13 protein-coding genes are annotated in these 21,445 nt (G+C 72.8%); 3 read left to right on the forward strand and 10 right to left on the reverse strand.

What is annotated here, in order from left to right:
• Positions 1-63 precede the first annotated feature (63 nt).
• Complete coding sequence (locus SCAB_RS12815) at positions 64-1,791, forward strand: serine/threonine-protein kinase (protein ID WP_013000487.1); 1,728 nt, start codon at positions 64-66, stop codon at positions 1,789-1,791.
• 29 nt (positions 1,792-1,820) lie between these two features.
• Here the strand turns inward: SCAB_RS12815 and SCAB_RS12820 are convergent, their stop codons facing one another.
• From SCAB_RS12820 to SCAB_RS12850, 7 genes are all read right to left on the reverse strand, one after another.
• The gene (locus tag SCAB_RS12820; protein WP_013000488.1) at positions 1,821-4,745 is read right to left on the reverse strand and encodes a helix-turn-helix transcriptional regulator; all 2,925 of its coding nucleotides are present in this window, start codon (positions 4,743-4,745) and stop codon (positions 1,821-1,823) included.
• Positions 4,746-5,020: 275 nt separating this feature from the next.
• Positions 5,021-6,610, reverse strand: coding sequence for a phosphoglycerate dehydrogenase (serA, locus tag SCAB_RS12825; protein WP_013000490.1), 1,590 nt, complete (start codon positions 6,608-6,610; stop codon positions 5,021-5,023).
• A gap of 229 nt (positions 6,611-6,839) precedes the next feature.
• On the reverse strand, positions 6,840-7,841 hold the full coding sequence (ilvC, locus tag SCAB_RS12830) for a ketol-acid reductoisomerase (RefSeq protein WP_013000491.1): 1,002 nt from the start codon (positions 7,839-7,841) through the stop codon (positions 6,840-6,842).
• Positions 7,842-7,959: 118 nt separating this feature from the next.
• Positions 7,960-8,487: an acetolactate synthase small subunit gene (gene ilvN, locus SCAB_RS12835; protein WP_013000492.1), complete on the reverse strand. Its 528-nt coding sequence runs from the start codon at positions 8,485-8,487 to the stop codon at positions 7,960-7,962.
• Between the two features lie 21 nt (positions 8,488-8,508).
• Entirely contained in the window at positions 8,509-10,371 is a 1,863-nt protein-coding gene (locus tag SCAB_RS12840) for an acetolactate synthase large subunit (RefSeq protein WP_086022940.1), read from the reverse strand.
• Between the two features lie 352 nt (positions 10,372-10,723).
• On the reverse strand, positions 10,724-13,774 hold the full coding sequence (locus SCAB_RS12845) for a putative bifunctional diguanylate cyclase/phosphodiesterase (protein ID WP_013000494.1): 3,051 nt from the start codon (positions 13,772-13,774) through the stop codon (positions 10,724-10,726).
• A 391-nt stretch (positions 13,775-14,165) separates the two neighbouring features.
• Positions 14,166-15,167 carry a 2-hydroxyacid dehydrogenase gene (locus SCAB_RS12850; protein ID WP_013000495.1) on the reverse strand — a complete coding sequence of 334 codons (1,002 nt, stop codon included), beginning with the start codon at positions 15,165-15,167 and terminating at the stop codon, positions 14,166-14,168.
• Between the two features lie 76 nt (positions 15,168-15,243).
• On the opposite strand from SCAB_RS12850, the gene SCAB_RS12855 reads away from it, so the two are divergent.
• Both SCAB_RS12855 and SCAB_RS12860 read left to right on the forward strand, forming a co-directional pair.
• Positions 15,244-16,242, forward strand: a complete 999-nt coding sequence (locus SCAB_RS12855) for an aldo/keto reductase (RefSeq protein WP_037724742.1) — start codon at positions 15,244-15,246, stop codon at positions 16,240-16,242.
• 205 nt (positions 16,243-16,447) lie between these two features.
• On the forward strand, positions 16,448-17,608 hold the full coding sequence (locus tag SCAB_RS12860) for a PQQ-dependent sugar dehydrogenase (RefSeq protein WP_037724743.1): 1,161 nt from the start codon (positions 16,448-16,450) through the stop codon (positions 17,606-17,608).
• Between the two features lie 8 nt (positions 17,609-17,616).
• Here the strand turns inward: SCAB_RS12860 and SCAB_RS12865 are convergent, their stop codons facing one another.
• From SCAB_RS12865 to SCAB_RS12875, 3 genes are all read right to left on the reverse strand, one after another.
• Positions 17,617-17,823, reverse strand: coding sequence for a DUF6191 domain-containing protein (locus SCAB_RS12865; RefSeq protein ID WP_013000498.1), 207 nt, complete (start codon positions 17,821-17,823; stop codon positions 17,617-17,619).
• An 82-nt stretch (positions 17,824-17,905) separates the two neighbouring features.
• Positions 17,906-20,989, reverse strand: a complete 3,084-nt coding sequence (locus tag SCAB_RS12870) for a helix-turn-helix transcriptional regulator (protein ID WP_037724768.1) — start codon at positions 20,987-20,989, stop codon at positions 17,906-17,908.
• Positions 20,990-21,171: 182 nt separating this feature from the next.
• The gene (locus tag SCAB_RS12875) at positions 21,172-21,387 is read right to left on the reverse strand and encodes a hypothetical protein (RefSeq protein WP_013000500.1); all 216 of its coding nucleotides are present in this window, start codon (positions 21,385-21,387) and stop codon (positions 21,172-21,174) included.
• Between the last annotated feature and the right edge of the window lie 58 nt (positions 21,388-21,445).

Genomic DNA, 21,445 nt, shown 5'->3' on the forward strand with positions numbered 1-21,445 from the left:
CTCCCGTCGGTCTGATCATCGGACCGACGCATGGGGGATCAGGGCTCAGGGGGACGTACACCGTTGAACAACACGACCGAGGTGTTCCAGCCGCTCCAGGCGGACGACCCGGCACAGGTGGCGGGCTTCCGTCTCGCCGCGCGGCTCGGGGCGGGCGGTATGGGCCGGGTCTATCTGTCGCACACCCAGGGCGGCAGACCGGTGGCGATCAAGGTGGTCCGGCCGGAGCTGGCCGACGACCCGGCCTTCCGGCGGCGGTTCGGCCGGGAGATCAAGGCGGCGCGACGGGTCCGGGGCGCGTACACCGCCGAGCTGATCGACGCCGACGCGGACGGCGTACCGCCCTGGCTCGCCACCCTCTACGTGCCCGGCCCGTCCCTGGCGGAGGCCGTCGGCCGGCGCGGACCGCTCCCCGTGCCCGCCGTGCTGTGGCTGATGGCGGGGGTGGCCGAGGCGCTGCAGGCCATCCACGACGAGGGCATCGTGCACCGCGATCTGAAGCCGTCGAACGTGCTGCTGGCCGCCGACGGTCCCCGGGTGATCGACTTCGGTGTCTCACTGGCCGCCGACCTCACGTCGAACACGGCCACCGGCACCGCGGTCGGCACACCCCAGTTCATGGCCCCCGAGCAGGCGACCGGGGGCGAGGTCACGGCGGCGACCGATGTCTTCGCGCTGGGCCAGACGGCCGCGTTCGCGGCTCTGGGCGAGCCCCTGTACGGGGACGGGCCCTCGGTGAGCGTGCTGTACCGGATCGTGCACGAGCGGCCCGACCTGTCCGTGCTGCCGGAGCGGCTCCGCCCGATGATGGCCCGGTGTCTCGCCGTCGACCCGGCGGAGCGGCCCACCCCGGCGGAGGTCGTCGCGTGGTCCCGCGGCCGACTGGGCCGGGACGCCGACACGGGCGGCGGTCCCGCCGTATGGCGGGAGGTCACGGGGCCGGAGGTCACGGTCCCGCCGCCGGCGGCGGCCGACCTGCCCACCGTCGCCCACGCACGGCCGTCGCCGTCACCGACGCACCCGCTGGGGCCCGGCGGGCCGATGGTCCTGAACGGACCGATGGGCACGACGGGTCCGTACGGGCCGACGAGGCCGGCGGGGCCCGGCCGGCAGCGGGCCCGGCGGCGGCCTACGGCACTGATCGCGGCCGTGGCCGTGACCGGCGGCGCCCTGTTGCTGTCGGGCCTGGTCTGGACGGTCACGGAAGGGGTGGACCGGTTCCGCGAACGGGTGACGACGACGTCGTCCTCGTCGGCATCCGGCAAGGGAACGTCCGGGAACGCGGGAGCCGAGGGGGCCGACGGCGAGGGCCGGGAAAAGGCGCGGGGATCCAAGGGAGCGAAGGGCACGGACGGCGGGACACCGGAGGCGTCCACCCCCTCCCCGAGCGAGCCCGCACAGCCACGGGCCATCGCCTATCCCCTGCAGTTCCTGAACGAGAAGAACTCCCTCGACATCAGGGCACCGCAGTACGAGAACGTCCGCGAGGACCGCAAGGGCGACATCCGCTTCACCTGCGCGCGGGGCAACTGCGCACTGGAGAGCGACAGCACCGTGATCACCATGATCTTCGGCGAGCCGGGCGCCGGCCTGGAGACGTGCCGCGTCGCCCTCACCGGGGCCACGAGCCACCGGTTCACCCTGTCCGCGGCGGCGGCCGGCAGCGAGTTCTGCTTCAAGACCCCCGACGGGGACATCGCCCTGTACGTGGTCCAGGTGAAGTCCACCGCCCTGCCGGACAGCGGGGCGAGCTTCGTGACCGGCGACATGACGGTCTGGCGGGCGAAGTAGCCCCCGCCCTCACGAGGCAGCCGTCGTGATCAGCCCACCGTGATCAGCCCCTCGCGGTAGGCGATCGCCACCGCCTCCGTACGGCTCGCCGCCCCCAGCTTGGCCAGGATGTTGGACACATGGACGCTCGCCGTCTTCCCGGTGATGAACAGTTCGTCGCCGATCTGCCGGTTGGTGCGCCCCAGCGCGAGCAGCCGCAGGACATCGCTCTCGCGGGCGGTGAGCGCGGGTACGTTCCCGGCCGTGGAGGTCTCGGCCAGCCGCCCCCGGCGGACCAGCGCGTCCAGGGCCGCGCGCAGCGTCACGGCGCCCAACCGGTCGGCGGTCTCCGCCACCGCCCGGGCCTCGGCCGCGGCCTCCTCCCGTTCCCCGGCCACGAGCAGCGCCTCCGCCAGCCGCAGCCGGCACCGGGCCCTCTCGTAGGGGTCGGCGAACGCGAAGGCGTCCACCGCCGCCCGCCAGACCGTCACATCGGGCCCGCCGCGCACCCGGGCCCACTCCGCCTCGGCCCGGGCCAGCCAGGCCATCCCCTCCGGCCCCTGCTCCGCGCCGTCCTCCCCCTCGGTCGCGGTGTCCCGCGCGGCCTCCACCAGCTCCTGCGCCGGGACGGCCCAGTCCCGCGCCGCCTCCTCGTCCCCCGCCGCCCGCCGGTCGGCCGCCGCGTCCGCGACCGCCCCGAGGGCCAGCGCGGCGAGCCGGACGGTCGCGTTGGGCCGGTTGCCCGACTCGTCGGAGAGGGCGGCGACCGTCGTACGGAACCGCGCGACCGCCGCCTCGGGATCGCGCCGCAGCACGGCCGCCTCGGTGAGCGTGATGCCCGCGACGAGCCCGGCGGTCCAGTCGTACGGCCCCTCCAGCAGCGCTTCGGCCCGCTCCACGGCACTGTCGTCACCGCGGGCGAGGGCGACGTACAGCGCGGGTCCGGCGGCGTGGGCGGCCGTGGCGGGCAGCCGGTCGGCGTCGGCGGCCGAGCGGGCGCACTCGTCCCAGCGGCCCAGGGTGTACAGGCACAGCGAGTGGAGGTAGCGCATCTCCACCGGGTACGGGGAGGAGAGCAGGCCGGTGCGGCCCGCGCGGTCCAGGCCGTCGGAGAGCCAGTCGAGGCACCCCTCCAGGTCTCCCGATTCGAAGCAGCCCGACGCGAGGTTGAACAGCGCGCGCATCTCCACGGGCAGGTTGCCCGCGCGCCGGGCCAGCTCCCGGGCGTCCCGCAGCCGTGCCCGGCCCGCCCCGGTCCGCCGGTTGCCCCGGGGATCCAGGCCGACCACGGAGACGATCAGGTCGGCCCGGGCGTCGTCGAGTCCGAGCCGCTCGGCGACGGCCAGCGCCCCGCCCGCGACCCGCGCGGCCTCCTCGTCCTCCCCCACGTACCGCGCCGCCATCACATGCGTGGCCGCCGCCCACACCCAGGTCCGGGACGGGGGCTCGGCGGGGATCATCTCCAGCGCCTCGCTGCTGTACCGGAACGCGGCCTTCAGGCTGTCGACGCGCATCAGGTCACCGGCGAGGGTGTAGCGCACCCGGGCGGCCAGTTCGGAGTCCGCGTCCGGGCCGGCTCCGGCGAGCGCCGCGCGGGTGAGCGAGACCGCCCGGTGGTTCTCCCCGGCCCGCGCGGCGGCGGACGAGGCGCGCAGGGTGAGCGTGACCGTGTCGAGGTCCCGCGGACGGGCCCCGGCGTCCACGGACCGCCACAGGTCGAGGGCGCCCTCCAGATGCCGCAGCTCCTCGGCGGGTGCCCCGATCCCGCGCGCGTGGTCGGCCGCCTCGACGGACGCCGTCAGCGCGTCGGCGAGATCGTGGCTCTCCCGCGAGTGGTGGGCCCGCTCGGCGCTCTCCGCGGCGCGCCCCCGGCGGGCCAGCAGTCCGGCGAACACCCCGTGCAGCCGCACCCGTTCCCCCGGCAGCAGATCCGCGTAGACCGCCTCCCGGGTGAGGGCGTGCCGGAACTCGTACGTCGATCCCCCGTGCGGCAGCAGCAGTTGCCGGCCCACCGCCTCCCGCAACGCCGACTCCAGCTCGTCCTCGGGAAGTTGAACGGCGTCCCGCAACAGGTCGTGCCCGACCCTGCGGCCCGCCACCGCCGCCGTGCGCAGCACCTGCTGGGCGGCGCCGGGCAGTTGCTCGATCCGGATCAGCAGCAGGTCGGCCAGCTGGCTCGGCAGCACCGCCCCCGGCTCCTCCTCCGTCGCGGCCAGCAGCTCCTCCGCGTAGAAGGCGTTGCCCTCCGCCCGTTCGACGATCCGGCCGACGGTGGCGTCGGACAGCGGCCCGGCGCGCAGCGACCGCACCAGCCGCGCGACCTCCGGGTCCGGCATGGGCCTGAGCTCCAGCCGCTCCACGGCCGGCAGCCGCACCAGCTCGGCGAGCAGCGGGCGCAGCGGGTGGCGGCGGTGCAGATCGTCCGCGCGGTACGAACCGAAGACGGCGAGGCGGTGGGCCGGGGTGCCGGGGGCGGGGCGTTGGAGAACGGCCCGGCTGAGCAGGAAACGCAGCAGGTCGCGCGAGGACTGGTCGGCCCAGTGCAGGTCCTCCAGCACCAGCAGGACGGGGGTCGTGCCGGAGAGGTCGCTCAGCAGCGCGGCGACGCCCTCGAAGAGCTGCAGCCGGTCGCCGCCGTCCGCGCCGCCGCCGAGGAGCCGGCCCGTCGCCGGGTGCGCCCGCAGGAGCGGCGCGAACCGCTCGTCCGCGGCCAGGGCACCGAGGATCTCGGTGAACGGGAGATAGGGCAGACCGACGTCGCCGAGGTCCACGCAGTGTCCGGTGAGCACGAGGGTGTCGTGTTCCGCCGCGTACGCCGCGGCCTCCGCCAGGGTGCGGCTCTTGCCGACCCCGGCGTCACCCGCGACCAGGACGGCGCGGGGTTCCCCGCGGCCGGCCCGGTCCAGCACGTCCCTCAATCGGGCCATCTCGGAGTCCCGGCCGACGAACGGCGCGTGGACGATGCTCTGAGCCACGCGGCCATCCTGGCACGCCCCGTCACCACGCCGTCGGGGTGTGTGGTCGGGTGCGGGTGGGTGGGGGCTGGTCGCGCAGTTCCCCGCGCCCCTGAAAAAGCAGGGGCTGCGCCCCGTGCTTTTCAGGCCCGCAGGGGCCCGTGTCTTTCAGGGGCGCGGGGAACTGCGCGAGAAGCCCCACGCACCCGCACCCGACAGCCCACCCGACCCCGCACCCACAAAGAACGGGGCCCGGTCACCCCCAGGTGACCGGGCCCCGTCGAAAGAGCAGACCCTCAGACCAGGTTCACCGAGCGCGCCGACGTCGCGCCGATCTCCGCCTCGACCTCCGCGAGCACCGCGGGCGGCACCGTGTCGTCCACCGTCAGCACCGCGAGCGCCTCGCCACCCGCCGTGGAGCGGGCGACCTGCATGCCGGCGATGTTGATACCGGCCTCACCGAAGACACGACCCACCGTGCCGACGACACCGGGCCGGTCGACGTAGCTCAGGACGACCATGTGGTCGGCGAGCGCGAGGTCCACGTCGTACTCGCCCACCGCGACGATCTTCTGGTGGTGCTTCGGACCCGCGAGCGTGCCGGAGACCGACACCTCCTCGCCGCTGCCGAGCGTGCCGCGCACGGTGACGACGTTGCGGTGGTCGGGCGACTCGGAGCTGGTGGTCAGCCGCACCTCGACGCCACGCTCCTGCGCGAACAGCGGGGCGTTGACGTACGACACCGTCTCGTCGACGACGTCCTCGAAGACACCCTTGAGGGCGGACAGCTCCAGCACCTTCACGTCGTGCTGGGTGATCTCGCCGTAGACCTCGACGTCGAGGCGGACCGCGACCTCGCCGGCCAGCGCGGTGAAGATCCGGCCGAGACGCTCGGCGAGCGGCAGACCCGGCTTGACGTCCTCGGCGATGACACCGCCCTGGACGTTCACCGCGTCCGGGACCAGCTCACCGGCGAGGGCCAGGCGCACGGAGCGCGCCACCGCGATGCCCGCCTTCTCCTGCGCCTCGTCGGTGGAGGCGCCGAGGTGCGGGGTGCAGACGACCTCGTCCAGCTCGAACAGCGGCGAGTCGGTGCAGGGCTCCTTGGCGTACACGTCGAGGCCCGCGCCCGCGACCCGGCCCTCCTTGAGCGCCGAGTACAGCGCGGCCTCGTCGACGATCCCGCCGCGCGCGGCGTTGACGATGCGCACCGAGGGCTTGACCTTCTGCAGCGCCTCGGCGCCGATCAGGCCGACCGTCTCGGGGGTCTTCGGCAGGTGGACGGTGATGAAGTCGGAGACCTCGAGCAGCTCGTCCAGCGTCAGGACCTTGACGCCCATCTGCGCGGCCCGCGCGGGCTGCACGTAGGGGTCGTAGGCGACGACCTTCATGCCGAAGGCGGACATGCGCTGCGCCACCAGGGCGCCGATGCGGCCGAGGCCGACGACACCGAGGGTCTTCTCGGCCAGCTCCACGCCCGTGTACTTGCTGCGCTTCCACTCGCCGTTCTTCAGCGCGGTGTTCGCCTGCGGGATGTGGCGGGCGGTGGCCAGCAGCAGGCCGCAGGCCAGCTCGGCGGCGGTCACGATGTTCGAGGTGGGGGCGTTGACGACCATCACGCCGGCCTTGGTGGCGGCGGAGACGTCCACGTTGTCCAGGCCGACGCCGGCGCGCGCGACGACCTTCAGCCTCTTCGCGGCGGCGATCGCCTCGGCGTCGACCTTGGTGGCCGAGCGGATCAGGATGGCGTCGACGTCGGCGATGGCCGGGAGCAGTTCGGCTCGGTCCGCTCCGTTGACGTTCCGGATCTCGAAGTCCGGGCCCAACGCGTCGACGGTGGCGGGCGACAGCTCTTCAGCGATCAGTACGACTGGTTTCGAGCTCACGTGAGTCCTCACAAGTCCAATGCTGCGGACGGCCGTCCCGACGGCCGCAGGCGGTGGAGGGTGGTGTCCGCGTGGAAGACGCACGACGCTGTGGGCCCGACGCGTATGTAGTGCTGCAGTGTAGTGGCGTCGGGGGCATCGCCTCACGCCACCGCGGAAGGATCACCCGGACGTGAAACAAGGCCGGCCGTGGCACCGGGTGAACCCCGCCACGACCGGCCTCACAGGATCAGGCCTCTTCGTCGTTGACCCACGACATGAGCTTGCGCAGCTCCTTGCCGGTGGTCTCCAGCAGGTGCTCGGAGTCCTGGGTCTTGTACTCGTTGTACTTCTTCAGACCGCCGTGGTATTCGTCCATCCACTGCTGGGCGAAGGTACCGTCCTGGATCTCGGCGAGGACCTTCTTCATCTCGGCCTTGGTGGCGTCCGTGATGATCCGGGGGCCGGTGACGTAGTCGCCCCACTCGGCGGTCTCGGAGATCGACCAGCGCATCTTCTCCAGGCCGCCCTCGTACATGAGGTCGACGATCAGCTTCAGCTCGTGCAGGCACTCGAAGTACGCGATCTCGGGCTGGTAGCCGGCCTCGGTCAGCGTCTCGAAACCGGCCTTGACCAGGGCGGCCGTACCACCGCAGAGAACGGCCTGCTCGCCGAAGAGGTCGGTCTCGGTCTCCTCGGTGAAGGTCGTCTTGATGACACCCGCGCGGGTGCCGCCGATGCCCTTGGCGTACGAGAGGGCGAGCGCGAAGGCGTTGCCGGTCGCGTCCTGCTCGACGGCGGCGATGCACGGAACGCCGCGGCCCTCCTCGTACTGGCGGCGGACGAGGTGGCCGGGGCCCTTGGGGGCGACCATGCAGACGTCGACGCCGGCCGGGGGCTTGATGAAGCCGAAGCGGATGTTCAGGCCGTGGCCGAAGAACAGCGCGTCGCCGTCCTTCAGGTTGTCCTTGATGTGGTCCTCGTAGACCTGGGCCTGGATCGGGTCCGGGACGAGGATCATGATGACGTCGGCCTCGGCGGCGGCCTCCGCCGGCGTCACCACGCGCAGGCCCTGCTCCTCGGCCTTCGCCTTGGACTTGGAGCCCTCGTGCAGACCGACGCGGACGTCCGCACCCGAGTCGCGCAGGGACAGCGCGTGGGCGTGGCCCTGGCTGCCGTAACCGATGACCGCGACCTTGCGGCCCTGGATGATGGACAGGTCGGCGTCGGCGTCGTAGAACAGCTCGGCCACTTTGGGTTCTCTCCTTGAGTGCAGGTGTTGCGTCCCACCGTATGACGGCGGGCGGAATGAAAGTCCGCGGGTCTCGGCATACGGGCGGCCGCGCGTCGCCGGCCGCCCGTGTCGTGTGTCAGGCCGACCGGTCCAGGGCGCGCAGTGAGCGGTCCGTGATCGAACGGGAGCCGCGGCCGATCGCGATCGTGCCGGACTGGACCAGCTCCTTGATGCCGAACGGCTCCAGCATCTTGAGCATGGCGGCCAGCTTGTCGCTGGACCCGGTGGCCTCGATGGTGACGGCCTCCGGGGAGACGTCGACGGTCTTGGCGCGGAACAGCTGGACGATCTCGACGATCTGGGAGCGCGTCTCGTTGTCGGCGCGCACCTTCACCAGAACGAGTTCCCGCTGAACGGCGGAGCCCGGTTCCAGTTCGACGATCTTCAGGACGTTGACGAGCTTGTTGAGCTGCTTCGTCACCTGCTCCAGGGGCAGTTCCTCGACCACCGTCACCACGATGGTGATCCGGGAGATCTCGGGGTGCTCGGTGACACCGACCGCGAGCGAGTCGATGTTGAAGCCGCGACGGGAGAACAGCGCGGCGATCCGGGCCAGGATGCCGGGGGTGTTCTCCACCAGGACGGAGAGCGTGTGCTTGGACATGTCTCGTTCGGTCTCTCTCGCTCAGTCGTCTTCGTTGTCGCCGAAGTCGGGGCGGACGTCCCGGGCGGCCATGATCGTGTCGTTCGAGGTGCCGGCGGCGACCATCGGCCACACCATCGCGTCCTCGTGCACGACGAAGTCGACGACGACCGGGCGGTCGTTGATCGAGTTCGCCTCCTCGATGACCTTGTCGAGGTCGTCCGGGGACTCGCAGCGGATCGCGTAGCAGCCCATCGCCTCGGACAGCTTCACGAAGTCGGGGACGCGGGTGCCGCGGGCGTTCGGGTTGACGTCGTCCGGGCCGCTGTGCAGAACGGTGTTGGAGTAGCGCTGGTTGTAGAACAGGGTCTGCCACTGGCGGACCATCCCGAGGGCGCCGTTGTTGATGACGGCGACCTTGATCGGGATGTTGTTCAGCGCGCAGGTGGTGAGTTCCTGGTTGGTCATCTGGAAGCAGCCGTCGCCGTCGACCGCCCAGACGGTCCGGTCCGGGGCTCCGGCCTTGGCACCCATGGCGGCCGGGACCGCGTATCCCATGGTTCCGGCACCGCCGGAGTTCAGCCAGGTGGCGGGCTTCTCGTACTGGATGAAGTGGGCGGCCCACATCTGGTGCTGGCCGACGCCCGCCGTGAAGATCGTGCCCTCGGGAGCGAGCTGTCCGATGCGCTCGATGACGTGCTGCGGGGAGAGCGAGCCGTCGCCCGGCTGGTCGTAGCCGAGCGGGTAGGTCTCGCGCCAGCGGTTGAGGTCCTTCCACCAGGCCGCGTACCGGGGGGCGTCGGCCTCCTCCGGTCCGGCCTCGCTGTGCTCCTTCTGCACCGCCTGGATGAGGTCGGCGATGACCTCGCGGGCGTCGCCCACGATCGGGACGTCGGCGGCGCGGTTCTTGCCGATCTCGGCCGGGTCGATGTCCGCGTGGACGATCTTCGCGAACGGCGCGAAGCTGTCCAGCTTGCCGGTGACACGGTCGTCGAAGCGGGCGCCGAGGGCGACGATCAGGTCGGCCTTCTGCAGCGCGGTGACGGCGGCCACGGAGCCGTGCATGCCGGGCATGCCCAGGTGCTGCGGGTGGCTGTCGGGGAACGTGCCGAGCGCCATCAGGGTGGTGGTGACGGGCGCGCCGGTCAGCTCGGCCAGCACCTTCAGCTCGGCGGTCGCATGCGCCTTGTGGACACCGCCGCCGACGTACAGGACGGGCCGGTGGGCGGCGGTGATCAGCTTGGCGGCCTCGCGGATCTGCTTGGCGTGCGGCTTGGTGACGGGCCGGTAGCCGGGCAGGTCCATGGCGGGCGGCCAGCTGAAGGTGGTCTTCGCCTGGAGGATGTCCTTGGGGATGTCGACCAGGACCGGTCCCGGGCGGCCGGTGGAGGCGATGTGGAACGCCTGGGCGATCGCCCGGGGGATGTCCTCCGCCTTGGTGACCAGGAAGCTGTGCTTGGTGATCGGCATGGTGATGCCGACGATGTCCGCCTCCTGGAAGGCGTCCGTACCGATCGCCTTGGACGCGACCTGCCCGGTGATCGCGACGAGCGGCACGGAGTCCATGTGCGCGTCCGCGATCGGGGTGACCAGGTTGGTGGCACCCGGCCCGGACGTGGCCATGCACACCCCGACCTTGCCGGTGGCCTGCGCGTAGCCGGTGGCCGCGTGGCCGGCGCCCTGCTCGTGGCGGACCAGCACGTGCCGCACCCGCTTGGAGTCCATCATCGGGTCGTACGCCGGCAGGATGGTGCCCCCGGGAATGCCGAACACCGTGTCGGCCCCGACCTCCTCGAGAGAGCGGATGAGGGACTGCGCACCCGTGACGTGCTCGACGGGGGTGGACGGTCCTCCGGATCGGGGCCGCGGCTGCGGATGGTGGGCCCCGGTGGCCTGCTCGGTCATCGGCATTCTCTTCTCGATGCTGAGGGTGTTTTGCGAGGTTCGTGCGGTGTGCGGCTCACGCCGACTGGTGCCCGTGCAACAAAAAACCCCTCCTTGCCACAGGGCAAGCGAGGGGAGCGCGTCGGGTACGGTCGCCGGGGATTCCGGATCGTCGTCCGGTGGGTCCCAGCTTCAGCCGACGCGCTTTCCAAGTACGAGGATTCGGGTGCGCATGGCAATGACCCTCTCTCCGGCGCGCACCACGTGTCAAGCGGGTGGGACGGGAGTCTCAACATGTGAGCGACGGGCACGTCCGCCTCCAGGGACAGCGATGACACCACTGGTGTACACCCACGCGCCCGTCAATGCTCACTCACCCCCGGGGTGCCAGGGTCGGCGCCGAGGCCACGACACGCCCCTCCGTCTCTCTCGCGCCGCCCGCGAACACGGGTTCCGCCGGTCCGGAGGGCATCGGGAAGTGGCCGCGGGACAGGGCCCGGCGCAGGCGGTACTCGTCCAGCGGCCCGGAGAACGCGGCGCCCTGGCCATGGGTGCAGCCCATCGCGCGCAGGGCGACGACCTGCTCGGGCAGGTCCACCCCGTCGGCCACGGACTCCAGCCCCAGGTCGTCGGCGATGCGCAGCAGCCCACGCGTGATCTTCTGCAGCCGGGTGGACTCCACGATCCCCTCGACGAGACCGCGGTCCAGCTTCAGGACGTCGACGGGGAGCCGGCGCAGTGCGGTGACGGCCGCCTGTCCGCTGCCGAGGCCGTCCAGGGCGATTCTGACTCCGAGGCGGCGGAGGTGGTTCAGCCGCCGCTCCAGCTCGTCCGGCGGGCCCTTCAGCTCGGTGTCGGACAGCTCGACGACCAGGGAGCCGGCCGGCAGCCCGTGGCGGGTGAGGAGCGTCTCCACCGAGCCCGGGGGCAGCGAGCGGTCCAGCAGACGCCGGGCGCTCATCCGGACGGACACCGGCACGTTCAGCCCGCTGGTGAGGCGGTCGGCTGCCTGCTCGACGGCCTGTTCGAGCATCCAGCGGCCCAGCTCGGCGGTCTTCTCGCTGTCCTCGGAGACCCGCAGGAACTCGGCGGGCGTGAACAGCACCCCCTGGGAGGAGCGCCAGCGGGCGGCGGTCGCGACCGAGGAGATCCGGCCGGTGCTCAGCTCCACCACGGGCTGGTTGAGCAGCATGAACTCGCCGTCGTGCAGCGCGGCCCGCAGGCGGGTGGCCAGCTCGGCCCGGCGGACGACGTCCTGCTGCATCTGCGGCTTGTACAGCTCGACGCGGCCCTTGCCGGACGCCTTGGCCCGGTACATGGCCAGGTCGGCGTTGCGCAGCAGCTCGCCCGCGCCGAGGCCGGGCTCGGCGAAGGAGACGCCGATGGAGGCGGCGACCCGGACATCGTTGCCGTCGATGGTGTACGGCTGCGAGAGGGCGATGCGCAGCCGGTCCGCCAGCTCCAGGATGTGCCGTTCGCGGTCGACGCGGTCGTGCGAGCCGTCCCCGACGATGAGGGCGGCGAACTCGTCACCGCCGAGGCGGGAGGCGGTGTCCCCCTGCCGGACGGCGTCCTGGAGTCTGCGGGCGGCCTGGACGAGCAGTTCGTCCCCGGCCTGGTGGCCGATGGTGTCGTTGACGGCCTTGAAGCCGTCGAGGTCGATGAAGAGGACCGCCGTGTTGCGCAGGGCGGCACCGCGGTCGGAGGAGCGGCGGCCGGAGAGCGCCTGCCGGACGCGCTTGGTGAACAGGGCGCGGTTGGGCAGGTCGGTGAGCGGGTCGTGTTCGGCGTTGTGCTGCAGCTGGGCTTGCAGCCGCACGCGCTCGGTCACGTCCCGGCTGTTGAGGATGAGGCCGCCGTGGTGGCGGTTGATCGTGGACTCCACGTTCAGCCAGCCTCCCCCGCCACCGGACTTGAAGCGGCACTCGATACGGGTGGTGGGCTCCTCGGCGGGGCTGGCGGCGAGGAAGCGGCGCACCTCGTGGACGACGCAGCCGAGGTCCTCGGGATGGATGATCGAGGCCAGCTCCTTGCCGACGAGATCCTCCGCGGGGCGTCCGTAGACCCCGGCGGCGGCCGGGCTGACGTAGCGGAGGATGCCGTTCGGCGCGGCGATCATGATGACGTCGCTGGAGCCCTGCACCAGGGACCTGAAGTGGTTCTCCTTCTGGGCCAGTTCCTGGGTGAGGGTGATGTTGTCGAGGAGCATGATGCCCTGGCGCACCACGAGGGCGAGCACGACCGTGCAGGCGGTGATGAGCACCACGCGGTCGACGCGGCGGCCGTTGAGGACGTTGTAGAGGATGCCCAGCGTGCAGACCGCGGCGGCCAGATACGGAGTGAGCGCGGCCAGGGAACCGGCGATGGGGCGGGTGGCCGGATTCCGGCCGTTGCCCGCGCCCTGGAGGAGCACGTGCGCCTGCCCGGCCTGCGGGCCGTCGTGCCGGTGCCCCGGACGGACCTCGTGGCGGTGCCCGGTGTGCACGTCGTGGCGCCGGCCCGGGGCTACGTCGTGGCGCTGGCCCGGGATGTGTTCGTGCACCACGCGTGCGTGCCCGCCCTCGTCCGCCTGTCCGTCGCGTCGGCCGGCCCAGGGGGCGTAGGCGAGGAGCACGGAGCCCGCGAACCACCCGGCGTCGAGGAGCTGGCCCGATTCGTAGCTGGTGTGCAGCAGGGGCGAGGTGAACAGGGCGTCGCACATCACGGTCAGCGCGAGGGCGCCGATCGCGGTGTTCACCGCGGAGCGGTGCATCGAGGAGCGGCGGAAGTGCAGCGCGAGCACCATGCTGACGAGGGCGATGTCCAGCAGCGGGTAGGCCAGCGAGAGCGCGGTGTGCGCGGTGTCGGAGTCGTCGAGCTGCGCGTTCTGCGCGAGCGCGAGGCTCCAGGAGAGGGTGACCAGGGAGCCGCCGATGAGCCAGGAGTCCAGCGCGAGACAGACCCAGCCGGCCTTGGTCACCGGCCGCTTGGCCAGGACCAGCAGTCCGACGATGGCGGGGGGCGCGAAGCAGAGGAAGAACAGGTCCGCGTAGCTCGGCTCGGGCACGGGCCGCTCCAGGACGACCTCGTACCACCCCCAGACGCCGTTGCCCAGGGCCGCCATCGCGGAGGAGAGGGCGAACAGCAGCCAGGCGGGTCGAAAGCGGCTGCGGCGGCTGCGCGCGTAGCGGAAGCAGGAGACGGCGGCCGCGGCGGCCGCGGCGCTGAGCCCGAAGTCCCCCATGACGAGGGCGACTTGCTCGTTGCCCCAACCGAACGCGGCGCCGACGGCGTAGGCCGCGCAGAGCAGGGCGAGGGCGATCTGGGCCCGCAGGCTCGCGCCACCGCGGTCGGGCGCCCGCCCGCCGGACAGCGGTCCGGGTCGCGGCTCGGCCGCCCGGAGCGCGGGGCTCAGCGTGGAGGCGGAGGACTGGCGGGGACTCACGGGGTCTCCCCGGTGAGCGCCGCTCCCCTGTCCCGCTGGTCCCGGTGCGTGGGAGGGGTGTGCTTTCTGCGGTTGCTGTGCCTGCGGTGATGACCTTGACCGCTGTGGCCGCCGTGACTCCCCTGCGGGTGCCTCCGCGTCGCAGCTCGCCAGGGCCGCCGTCGGCGGCTCCGCCGCGTCGGATCGTTCGTCCATAGGCCGTGCATCGCCCGTCGCCCCCCTCGCTGTCCCAAGTCCGTCCCCGGCGCCGAACGGTGCGCGGCGCAGCCCCTGTCGGGACGATACACCAGGATCGTCACTCAGGGACATAGTTCCTCTACGCTCAGTGACCACCTCTGGCAACACGAGCACGGTCCGCTTCCGAAGGAACGCGGAGGGTGCCCGAAGTGGACTACGCGCCGTCCGTCTCGCCCGTCGTAAAGACCACGTTGCGCAGGGGCTCCCGGTTCACGAATCGCCCCAACTGGTCCACCAGCAACCTTTTGGCGCGCGGCAGGAAGGCCGATGTGGGGCCGCCGACGTGGGGGCTGATGAGCACCCCGGGCGCGCGCCAGAGCGGGTGCCCCGGCGGCAGCGGCTCGGGGTCGGTGACGTCGAGGGCCGCGGTGAGGCGCCCGGTGTCCAGTTCCGCGAGCAGCGCCTTGGTGTCGACGACGCCTCCGCGGGCAACATTCACCAGGAGGGCTCCGTCCTTCATATGGGCCAGGAAGTCGGCGTCCACCATGCCTCGCGTCTGTGCCGTGAGCGGAGTGGACAGGATCACGACGTCCGCCCGCGGCAGTAGGGAGGGCAGTTCGGTGAACGAATGCACCGGTCCGCGCGCCGTGGCGCGCTCGGAGCGCGCGACGCGCGCCACCCGCGCCACCTCGAAGGGCACGAGCCGGTCCTCGATGGCGGCGCCGATCGCTCCGTAGCCGACGATCAGGACGGACCGGTCGGCGAGTGCGGGCCGGAAGTCGCCCTGCCAGCGCTCCTGTTGCTGGTCCCGGACGAAGTCGGGGACGCCGCGCAGCGAGGCGAGGGTCAGGGTGAGCGCCAGTTCGGCCGTGCTGGCCTCGTGCACGCCGCGCGCGTTGCACAGCTGCACGCCGGGCGGGAGCGCGGACATCCGGGCCAGCACGTCGTCGACACCCGCCGTGAGCGTCTGCACGACCCGCAGGTTCCGCATGGACTCCAGCGGGATCGCCATGCTCGCCCGGCGCTTCATGTAGGGGACCACGTACAGGACACAGTCCGCGGGATCGCCCGGGAACGGCTGGGTGCCGTCGTCGCCCCCGTCCCAGAAGAGGTAGTCGGGACCCGGCGGGAGCCCCTCGATCTCGTCCGGCGGGATGGAGAGCCACACATCACCGGTCACGCCCGCGGTCGGGTCGCCCGTCGCCTCAGCAGTCATGCTCCGGAGGCTATGTCAGGTACCCGGTACGGCAGAGGTTAGGTTGGGGGTTCGGGAGAGGGAGGGTCACGACCAGGTGGAGCGCAGGACGATCGGCGCGGCGACGCTCGAGGTGGGGGCCGTAGGACTCGGGTGCATGCCGATGAGCTGGGCGTACACCGGGTCGCGGCAACGGGGCGACGAGTCGATGCGGACGGTGCACCGGGCGCTCGATCTCGGCATCTCGCTGCTGGACACGGCCGACATGTACGGCCCCTTCACCAACGAACTGCTGGTGGGCCGGGTACTGAAGGAGCGCCGCGCGGAGGCCTTCGTCTCCACCAAGGTGGGCCTGCTGGTGGGTGAGCAGCACATCGTGGCCAACGGCCGCCCCGGCTATGTGCGGCGGGCCTGCGACGCCTCGCTGCGCCGGCTGCAGACCGACGTCATCGACCTCTACCAGCTCCACCGGCCGGACCCCGAGGTCCCCGTGGAGGAGACCTGGGGCGCGATGGCGGAACTGGTGCAGGCCGGGAAGGTCAGGGCGCTGGGCCTGTGCGCGGTGGGCGCGCGGGCGGGGCGCGGGCCGGGCGCCGGGGTGCACGACGCCACGATCCGCCAGCTCCGGCGGGTCCAGCAGGTCTTCCCGGTGAGCGCGGTGCAGGCGGAGCTGTCGGTCTGGTCGCGGGAGGCGCTGCACTCCCTTCTTCCCTGGTGCGTGGCCCGCGGCATCGGCTTCCTCGCCGCGATGCCGCTGGGGAACGGTTTCCTCACCGGCACCCTCACACCCGGTGGGGGCTTCGAGCGGGACGACCTCCGGGCCCGGCACCCCCGTTTCACCGCGGACATGATGGCCGCCAACCAGCAGCTGGTCGTCGGCCTGCGCCGCGTCGCGGCCCGCCACGGGGCGGACGTGACCCCGGCCCAGGTCGCCCTCGCCTGGATCCTGTCCCTCGGCCCGCACGTGGTGCCGGTGCCGGGCACCAAGCAGGCACGGTGGGCGGCCGAGAACGCGGCCGCCCACGCCCTGCGGCTCACGGCCGCGGATCTGGCGGAAGTGGCGGCCCTGCCTCCCGCCCGGGGGTCCTGGGACTGAGCGGGCGCGTCGGTGTCCGCGGCGCGTGGGGGCGGTGGTCTGTGGGGCCGGGCGGTGCGTGGTGCCCGTGATGCGCGGCGCCGGTGGTGCGGCATGGGCGTGGTGGGGCGTGGCACGCGAAAAGTCCGCTTGATCGGGCGGAGGCGGAACCTGTGGGGCACTCGCGGTGTATGACAGGTAGAAGCTCCACGCCGAAGGGATCGTGATGGTGCAACGTCGAGTGGTGACGGCCGTGTTGGCCGCAGCCGTGCTCCTGGTGACAGCCGGCTGCTCCTCCGACGACGGAGAGAAGGGCGCGACCGGCAGCTCACCCCCGAGCAGCAGCGGTGCAGGGTCGCCCCCACCCGAGCGGGCGGCGGACACGGCGGCCCCCGCCAAGGGGTCGGTGAAGGTGGTCCGCACCGTCGCCGAGGACCTCGACACCCCCTGGGGTCTCGCGCCGCTGCCCGAGGGCGGGCTCCTCGTGTCCTCCCGCGACGAGGCCACGATCAGCAGGATCGACGAGGAGTCCGGCAGAAGGACCGTGCTCGGGGAGGTCCCCGGCGTGGCCGCGGCCGGGGAGGGCGGCCTCCTGGGCATCGCGATCTCCCCGGAGTACGCCTCGGACCACATGATCTACGCGTACTTCACCTCGGAGTCCGACAACAGGATCGTGCGGATGCTCTACGACCCCGAGAAGCCGGCGGGCGAGCAGCTCGGCGCCCCCGACACCATCCTCCGCGGCATCCCCAAGGGCACGAACCACAACGGAGGCCGTCTCGCCTTCGGCCCCGACCAGATGCTGTACGCGAGCACGGGCGAGCGGTACGAGGGTCCACTGGCCCAGGACAAGGACTCCCTCGGCGGCAAGATCCTCCGCATGACCCCGGACGGCGAGCCGGCCCCGGGCAACCCCTTCGACTCCGTCGTGTACTCGTACGGCCACCGCAACGTCCAGGGCCTGGCGTGGGACGGCAAACAGCGCCTGTGGGCCTCGGAGTTCGGCCAGGACACCTGGGACGAGCTGAACCAGATCCGCCCCGGCGGGAACTACGGCTGGCCGGAGGTGGAGGGCAAGAGCGACAGGTCCGGTTATGTCGACCCGGTGGCCGTGTGGCGTACGGACGAGGCGTCTCCGAGCGGCATCGCCATAGCGGAGGGCTCGGTCTGGATGGCGGGGCTGAAGGGGCAGCGTCTGTGGCGCGTCCCCCTCGACGGCACCAAGGCGGCCGCCGACCCCCAGGCCTTCCTGGAGGGTGACTACGGCCGGCTCCGCACGGTTGTCTCCGCCGGTGGCGACAGGCTGTGGCTGGTGACCAGCGAGACGGACGGCCGGGGCTCCCCGCAGGGCGCCGACGACCGGATCCTGGAGCTGCGGGTGACGTAGACAGCCTGCTACTCCTCGCTCGGCCCGCCCGCCTCCTGCTCCTCGTCCTCCGGCTGCGCGGGCGGCCGGACGACGACCTTGCCGGACTCCAGGTCTATCGGTCCGCGTCCCGGATCGCTGTCGCCGACGTCCTCCCGGGTCAGTTCCAGCCGCTTCTGCTCGTCCTGCGTGTGCTTACGGCCAGGTGCGAACAGTTCTTCGAAGGCGTTGAACACGGTTCTCCCTCCCCAGGGCCGCGAGACGGCGGGCGGTTCGGTCCCGGTGACGGTCGGCGGAGCCGAGGCGCTCTCCCTTCCATCATCCCGCTGCCAGCCGCTCCCCCGCTTCCGCCGGGGACAGCCCCACCCGATGGGCCACCGCCGCCGCCTCGCCGCGGCCGGACACGCCCAGCTTGGCGAGGATGTTGGAGACGTGGACGCTGGCGGTCTTCGGGGAGATGAAGAGTTCCTCGGCTATCTGGCGGTTGGTGCGGCCGACGGCCACCAGACGCAGGACGTCGTGTTCGCGGCCGGTGAGGCCGAGCGCGGCAACGGGGTCGGCCGGTGCGAGGGCCGGTTCGGGGGCGCGGCTCAGGGTGAGGCGGGCCCGGCGGGCGAGGAGGGCGACCGCGTCGGCGAGCGGGCGGGCGCCGAGGTGGTCGGCGACGGCGGCGGCGAGCCTCAGCAGTTCCGTCGCGCGGTCGCGGGCCTCGTCGTCCGTGCCCCGGGCCAGCAGTGCCTCGGCGAGGCGGTGCCGGACGCGGGCGAGGTCGTAGGGCCGCTCCAGGGGCTCGAAGGCGGTGACGACGTCGGACCAGGTGTCCGGGTCCGACAGGCCCTCGGCCCGCCGGAGTTCGGCGCGGACCCAGAGTTCGTGGGCGAGCCAGACCGGTGCCCCGGTGGTGAGCTTCCTGGCCACGGTGGCGATCCGGTCGAGTGTCTCGGCGCGGCCCGCCCCGGCGGTGGGCAGGGCGCGGGCGTCGGCCTCGGCGGTGGCGGCGGTGAGCAGCAGGGGCCAGGCGTAGCGCTGGGTGCCGACGGGGAAGCCGGTGTCGAGGACGCGGGTCAGTTCGGCGCGTGCGTCGGGGAGGCGGCCCTCGGCCACGGCGATGCCGAGGGTGAGGCAGGACAGCGGCAGGTTGTTCTGGGGCATGGGGTTGTGGGTGCCGAAGTAGCCGTGGGCGACGGCCAGTTGGCGCCGGGCCTCGGCGGTGTCGCCTCGGGCGAGGGCGAGGGCGGCGAGGGAGAGGGAGCTGCCGCCGCGGCTCTTGGTGCTGCTCCCGGCGCACCCGGCCTGCACGGCGGCTTCCGTGGCCTCGTCCCAGTGGCCGAGGGAGAAGAGGGATTCGGAGAGGTTGCCCCAGATCCAGGCCTCGGAGTCGCGCAGGCCCATGCGCCGGGTGACGTCGAGGCCGGTGCGCAGCAGTCGCGCCGCCTCCTGTGAGCGGCCGACGCCCTCCAGACAGGAAGGGAGGTTCACATGGGCGCGGCCCACGACGGCGGCGGGACCGCGTTCGAGCGAGCGCCGGAGGACGGCCTTCATCTCGTCGAGGCCGGTCTCGATGTGGCCGGCGTCGGCCATCAGGCCGCCGAGGGTGAGGCGGGCGTTGAGTTCGATGTCCTCGGCGCCGACCATGCGCGCGTACTCGACGGCGCGCTGGGCGTCGGAGAGCGCGTCGGGTCCGGGCGCGTGGAGCATGGACCAGCACGCGACGCGGGAGAGGACCTCGGCGTGCACCTCGGACGGGGGCTGGCCGCGGACCAGCTCCTGGGCGGTGGCGAGTTCCTTCCAGCCGTCGCCCCGGGCCAGGCCCTCGGTCAGCACGGAGCGCTGCACCCAGAACCAGGCGGCACGCAGGGGGCTGCTGCCGTCCGCCAGCCGGTCGAGGGCCCGCCGGGTGATCCTCAGGGCCCGCTCGCGCTCTCCGCACAGCCGTCCGGCGACGGCGGCCTCGGCCATCAGGTCGAGGTAGCGCAGGGGGTGGGTGCCCGGGGCGCAGCCGCAGGGCGGGTACACCTCGGTGTAGTCGACGGGGCGCAGCGCGGCCCGTACGGCGTCGGGGGCGGCGTCCCACAGCTCCATCGCCCGCTCCAGCAGGCGCAGTTGCTCGGAGTGGGCGTGCCGGGAACGGGCCTCGGCGGCGGCGTCGAGGACGGCGGGCAGGGCCTTGGCCGCGTCGTGGGCGTGGTACCAGTAGCTGGCCAGGCGGGTGGCGCGGCCGGCGGCGGGGACCAGGGAGGGGTCGGCTTCCAGGGCCTCGGCGTAGTGGCGGTTGAGGCGGGAGCGTTCGCCCGGCAGCAGGTCGTCGCTGACGGCCTCGCGGACCAGGGAGTGCCGGAAGCGGTAGCCGTCGTCGCCGGGGGCGGCGATGAGGATGTTGGCGCCGACGGCGGCCCGCAGGGCCTCGATGAGTTCGTCCTCGGGGAGCCGGGCGACGGCGGCGAGCAGGGCGTACTCCACGGTGGAGCCGCCCTCGGCGACGATGCGGACGACCCGCTGGGCGTCCTCCGAGAGACGTTCGACGCGGACGAGGAGCAGGTCGCGCAGGGTGTCGGTGAGGCCGGGGCAGCCGCCGTCGTGGGCGGCGACGGCGAGTTCCTCGACGAAGAAGGCGTTGCCGTCGGAGCGTTCGAAGATCTCGTCGGCGCGGTCAGGGTCGGGTTCGGCGGCGAGGATGCCGGCGAGCTGATGGCCGACCTCGGCGCGGTTGAAGCGGGGGAGTTCGACGCGGCGGACCGTGCGGAGGCGGTCGAGTTCGGCGAGGAGGGGGCGCAGCGGGTGGCGGCGGTGGATGTCGTCGGAGCGGTAGGTGGCGAGGACGACGAGGCGGCCGGTGCGCAGGGTCCGCAGGAGATAGGAGAGGAGGTGGCGGGTGGAGGCGTCGGCCCAGTGCAGGTCCTCCAGGACGAGGACGATCGTGCGGTCGGCGGCGAGGCGTTCCAGGAGGCGGGCGGTGAGTTCGAAGAGGCGGGCGGTGCCCTCCTCGTCGTGCCGGGTGTGCGCGGTCTCGCCCAACTCGGGCAGGAGCCGGGCCAGTTCCTGTTCCTGCCCGGCGGCCGCGGCGGCGAGTTCGCCGGGCAGCCCTCGGCGCAGGGCGCGCAGCGCGGTGGAGAAGGGGGCGAAGGGCAGCCCGTCGGCGCCGATCTCGACGCAGCCGCCGGGTGCGACGACCGCGCCTCCGCGTGCGGCCTCGGCGGCGAATTCCTCGACCAGACGGGTCTTGCCCACCCCGGCCTCACCGCCGAGGAGGAGCGCTTGCGGCCCGCCCCCGTCCGTGCCGCCTCCCGCCGTGCGCGCGGTGCGTTCCCCTGCGCGGGTCAATGCCTCGCGCAACACCTCCAGTTCTGCGGCGCGACCGACGAACACGGGACTGACGGACCTGGTCTCCACATCGCCGAGCATCGCACGACCGCCGACCGCTCCGGCACCGATTATCCGCAGGCCCCGGCCGGCCGGCGGCGGCTCGCCCTCCGCACGCCCGGCCGCCGCCTCGCCACGCCGGGCCTCCCCGCGGCCGCCTTCGGCGTACCCCGCTTCGGCGCCCTCGTCGGCGGCGTGGGCGCCCTCGTGGCCCCGCCCCCCGCTCACGCGGTGCGGAGGAAGCGGAGTCGGCGTACCCGTTCTCCCAGGTCCGACCGTTCGGCGTCCTTGTCCCCTTCCCCGTCGGCGGGCCTCGCCGCCGTCCTGGAGTCGTGTGCGGCCTCGCGGCGGGCGCGGAGGGCCTCGCGTACCTGACGGTGGTGCTCCGCCGCACGGATCAGCTCGGCGGATCGGATCTGCTGGAGTTCGTAGTCGAACATCTCGTACCCCTGGTGAAGAGTCGGTCTCGGCTCGCTTTCTGCGATGACTCCACCTTCG

Source organism: Streptomyces scabiei 87.22 (assembly GCF_000091305.1).
Taxonomy (GTDB): Bacteria; Actinomycetota; Actinomycetes; order Streptomycetales; family Streptomycetaceae; genus Streptomyces; species Streptomyces scabiei.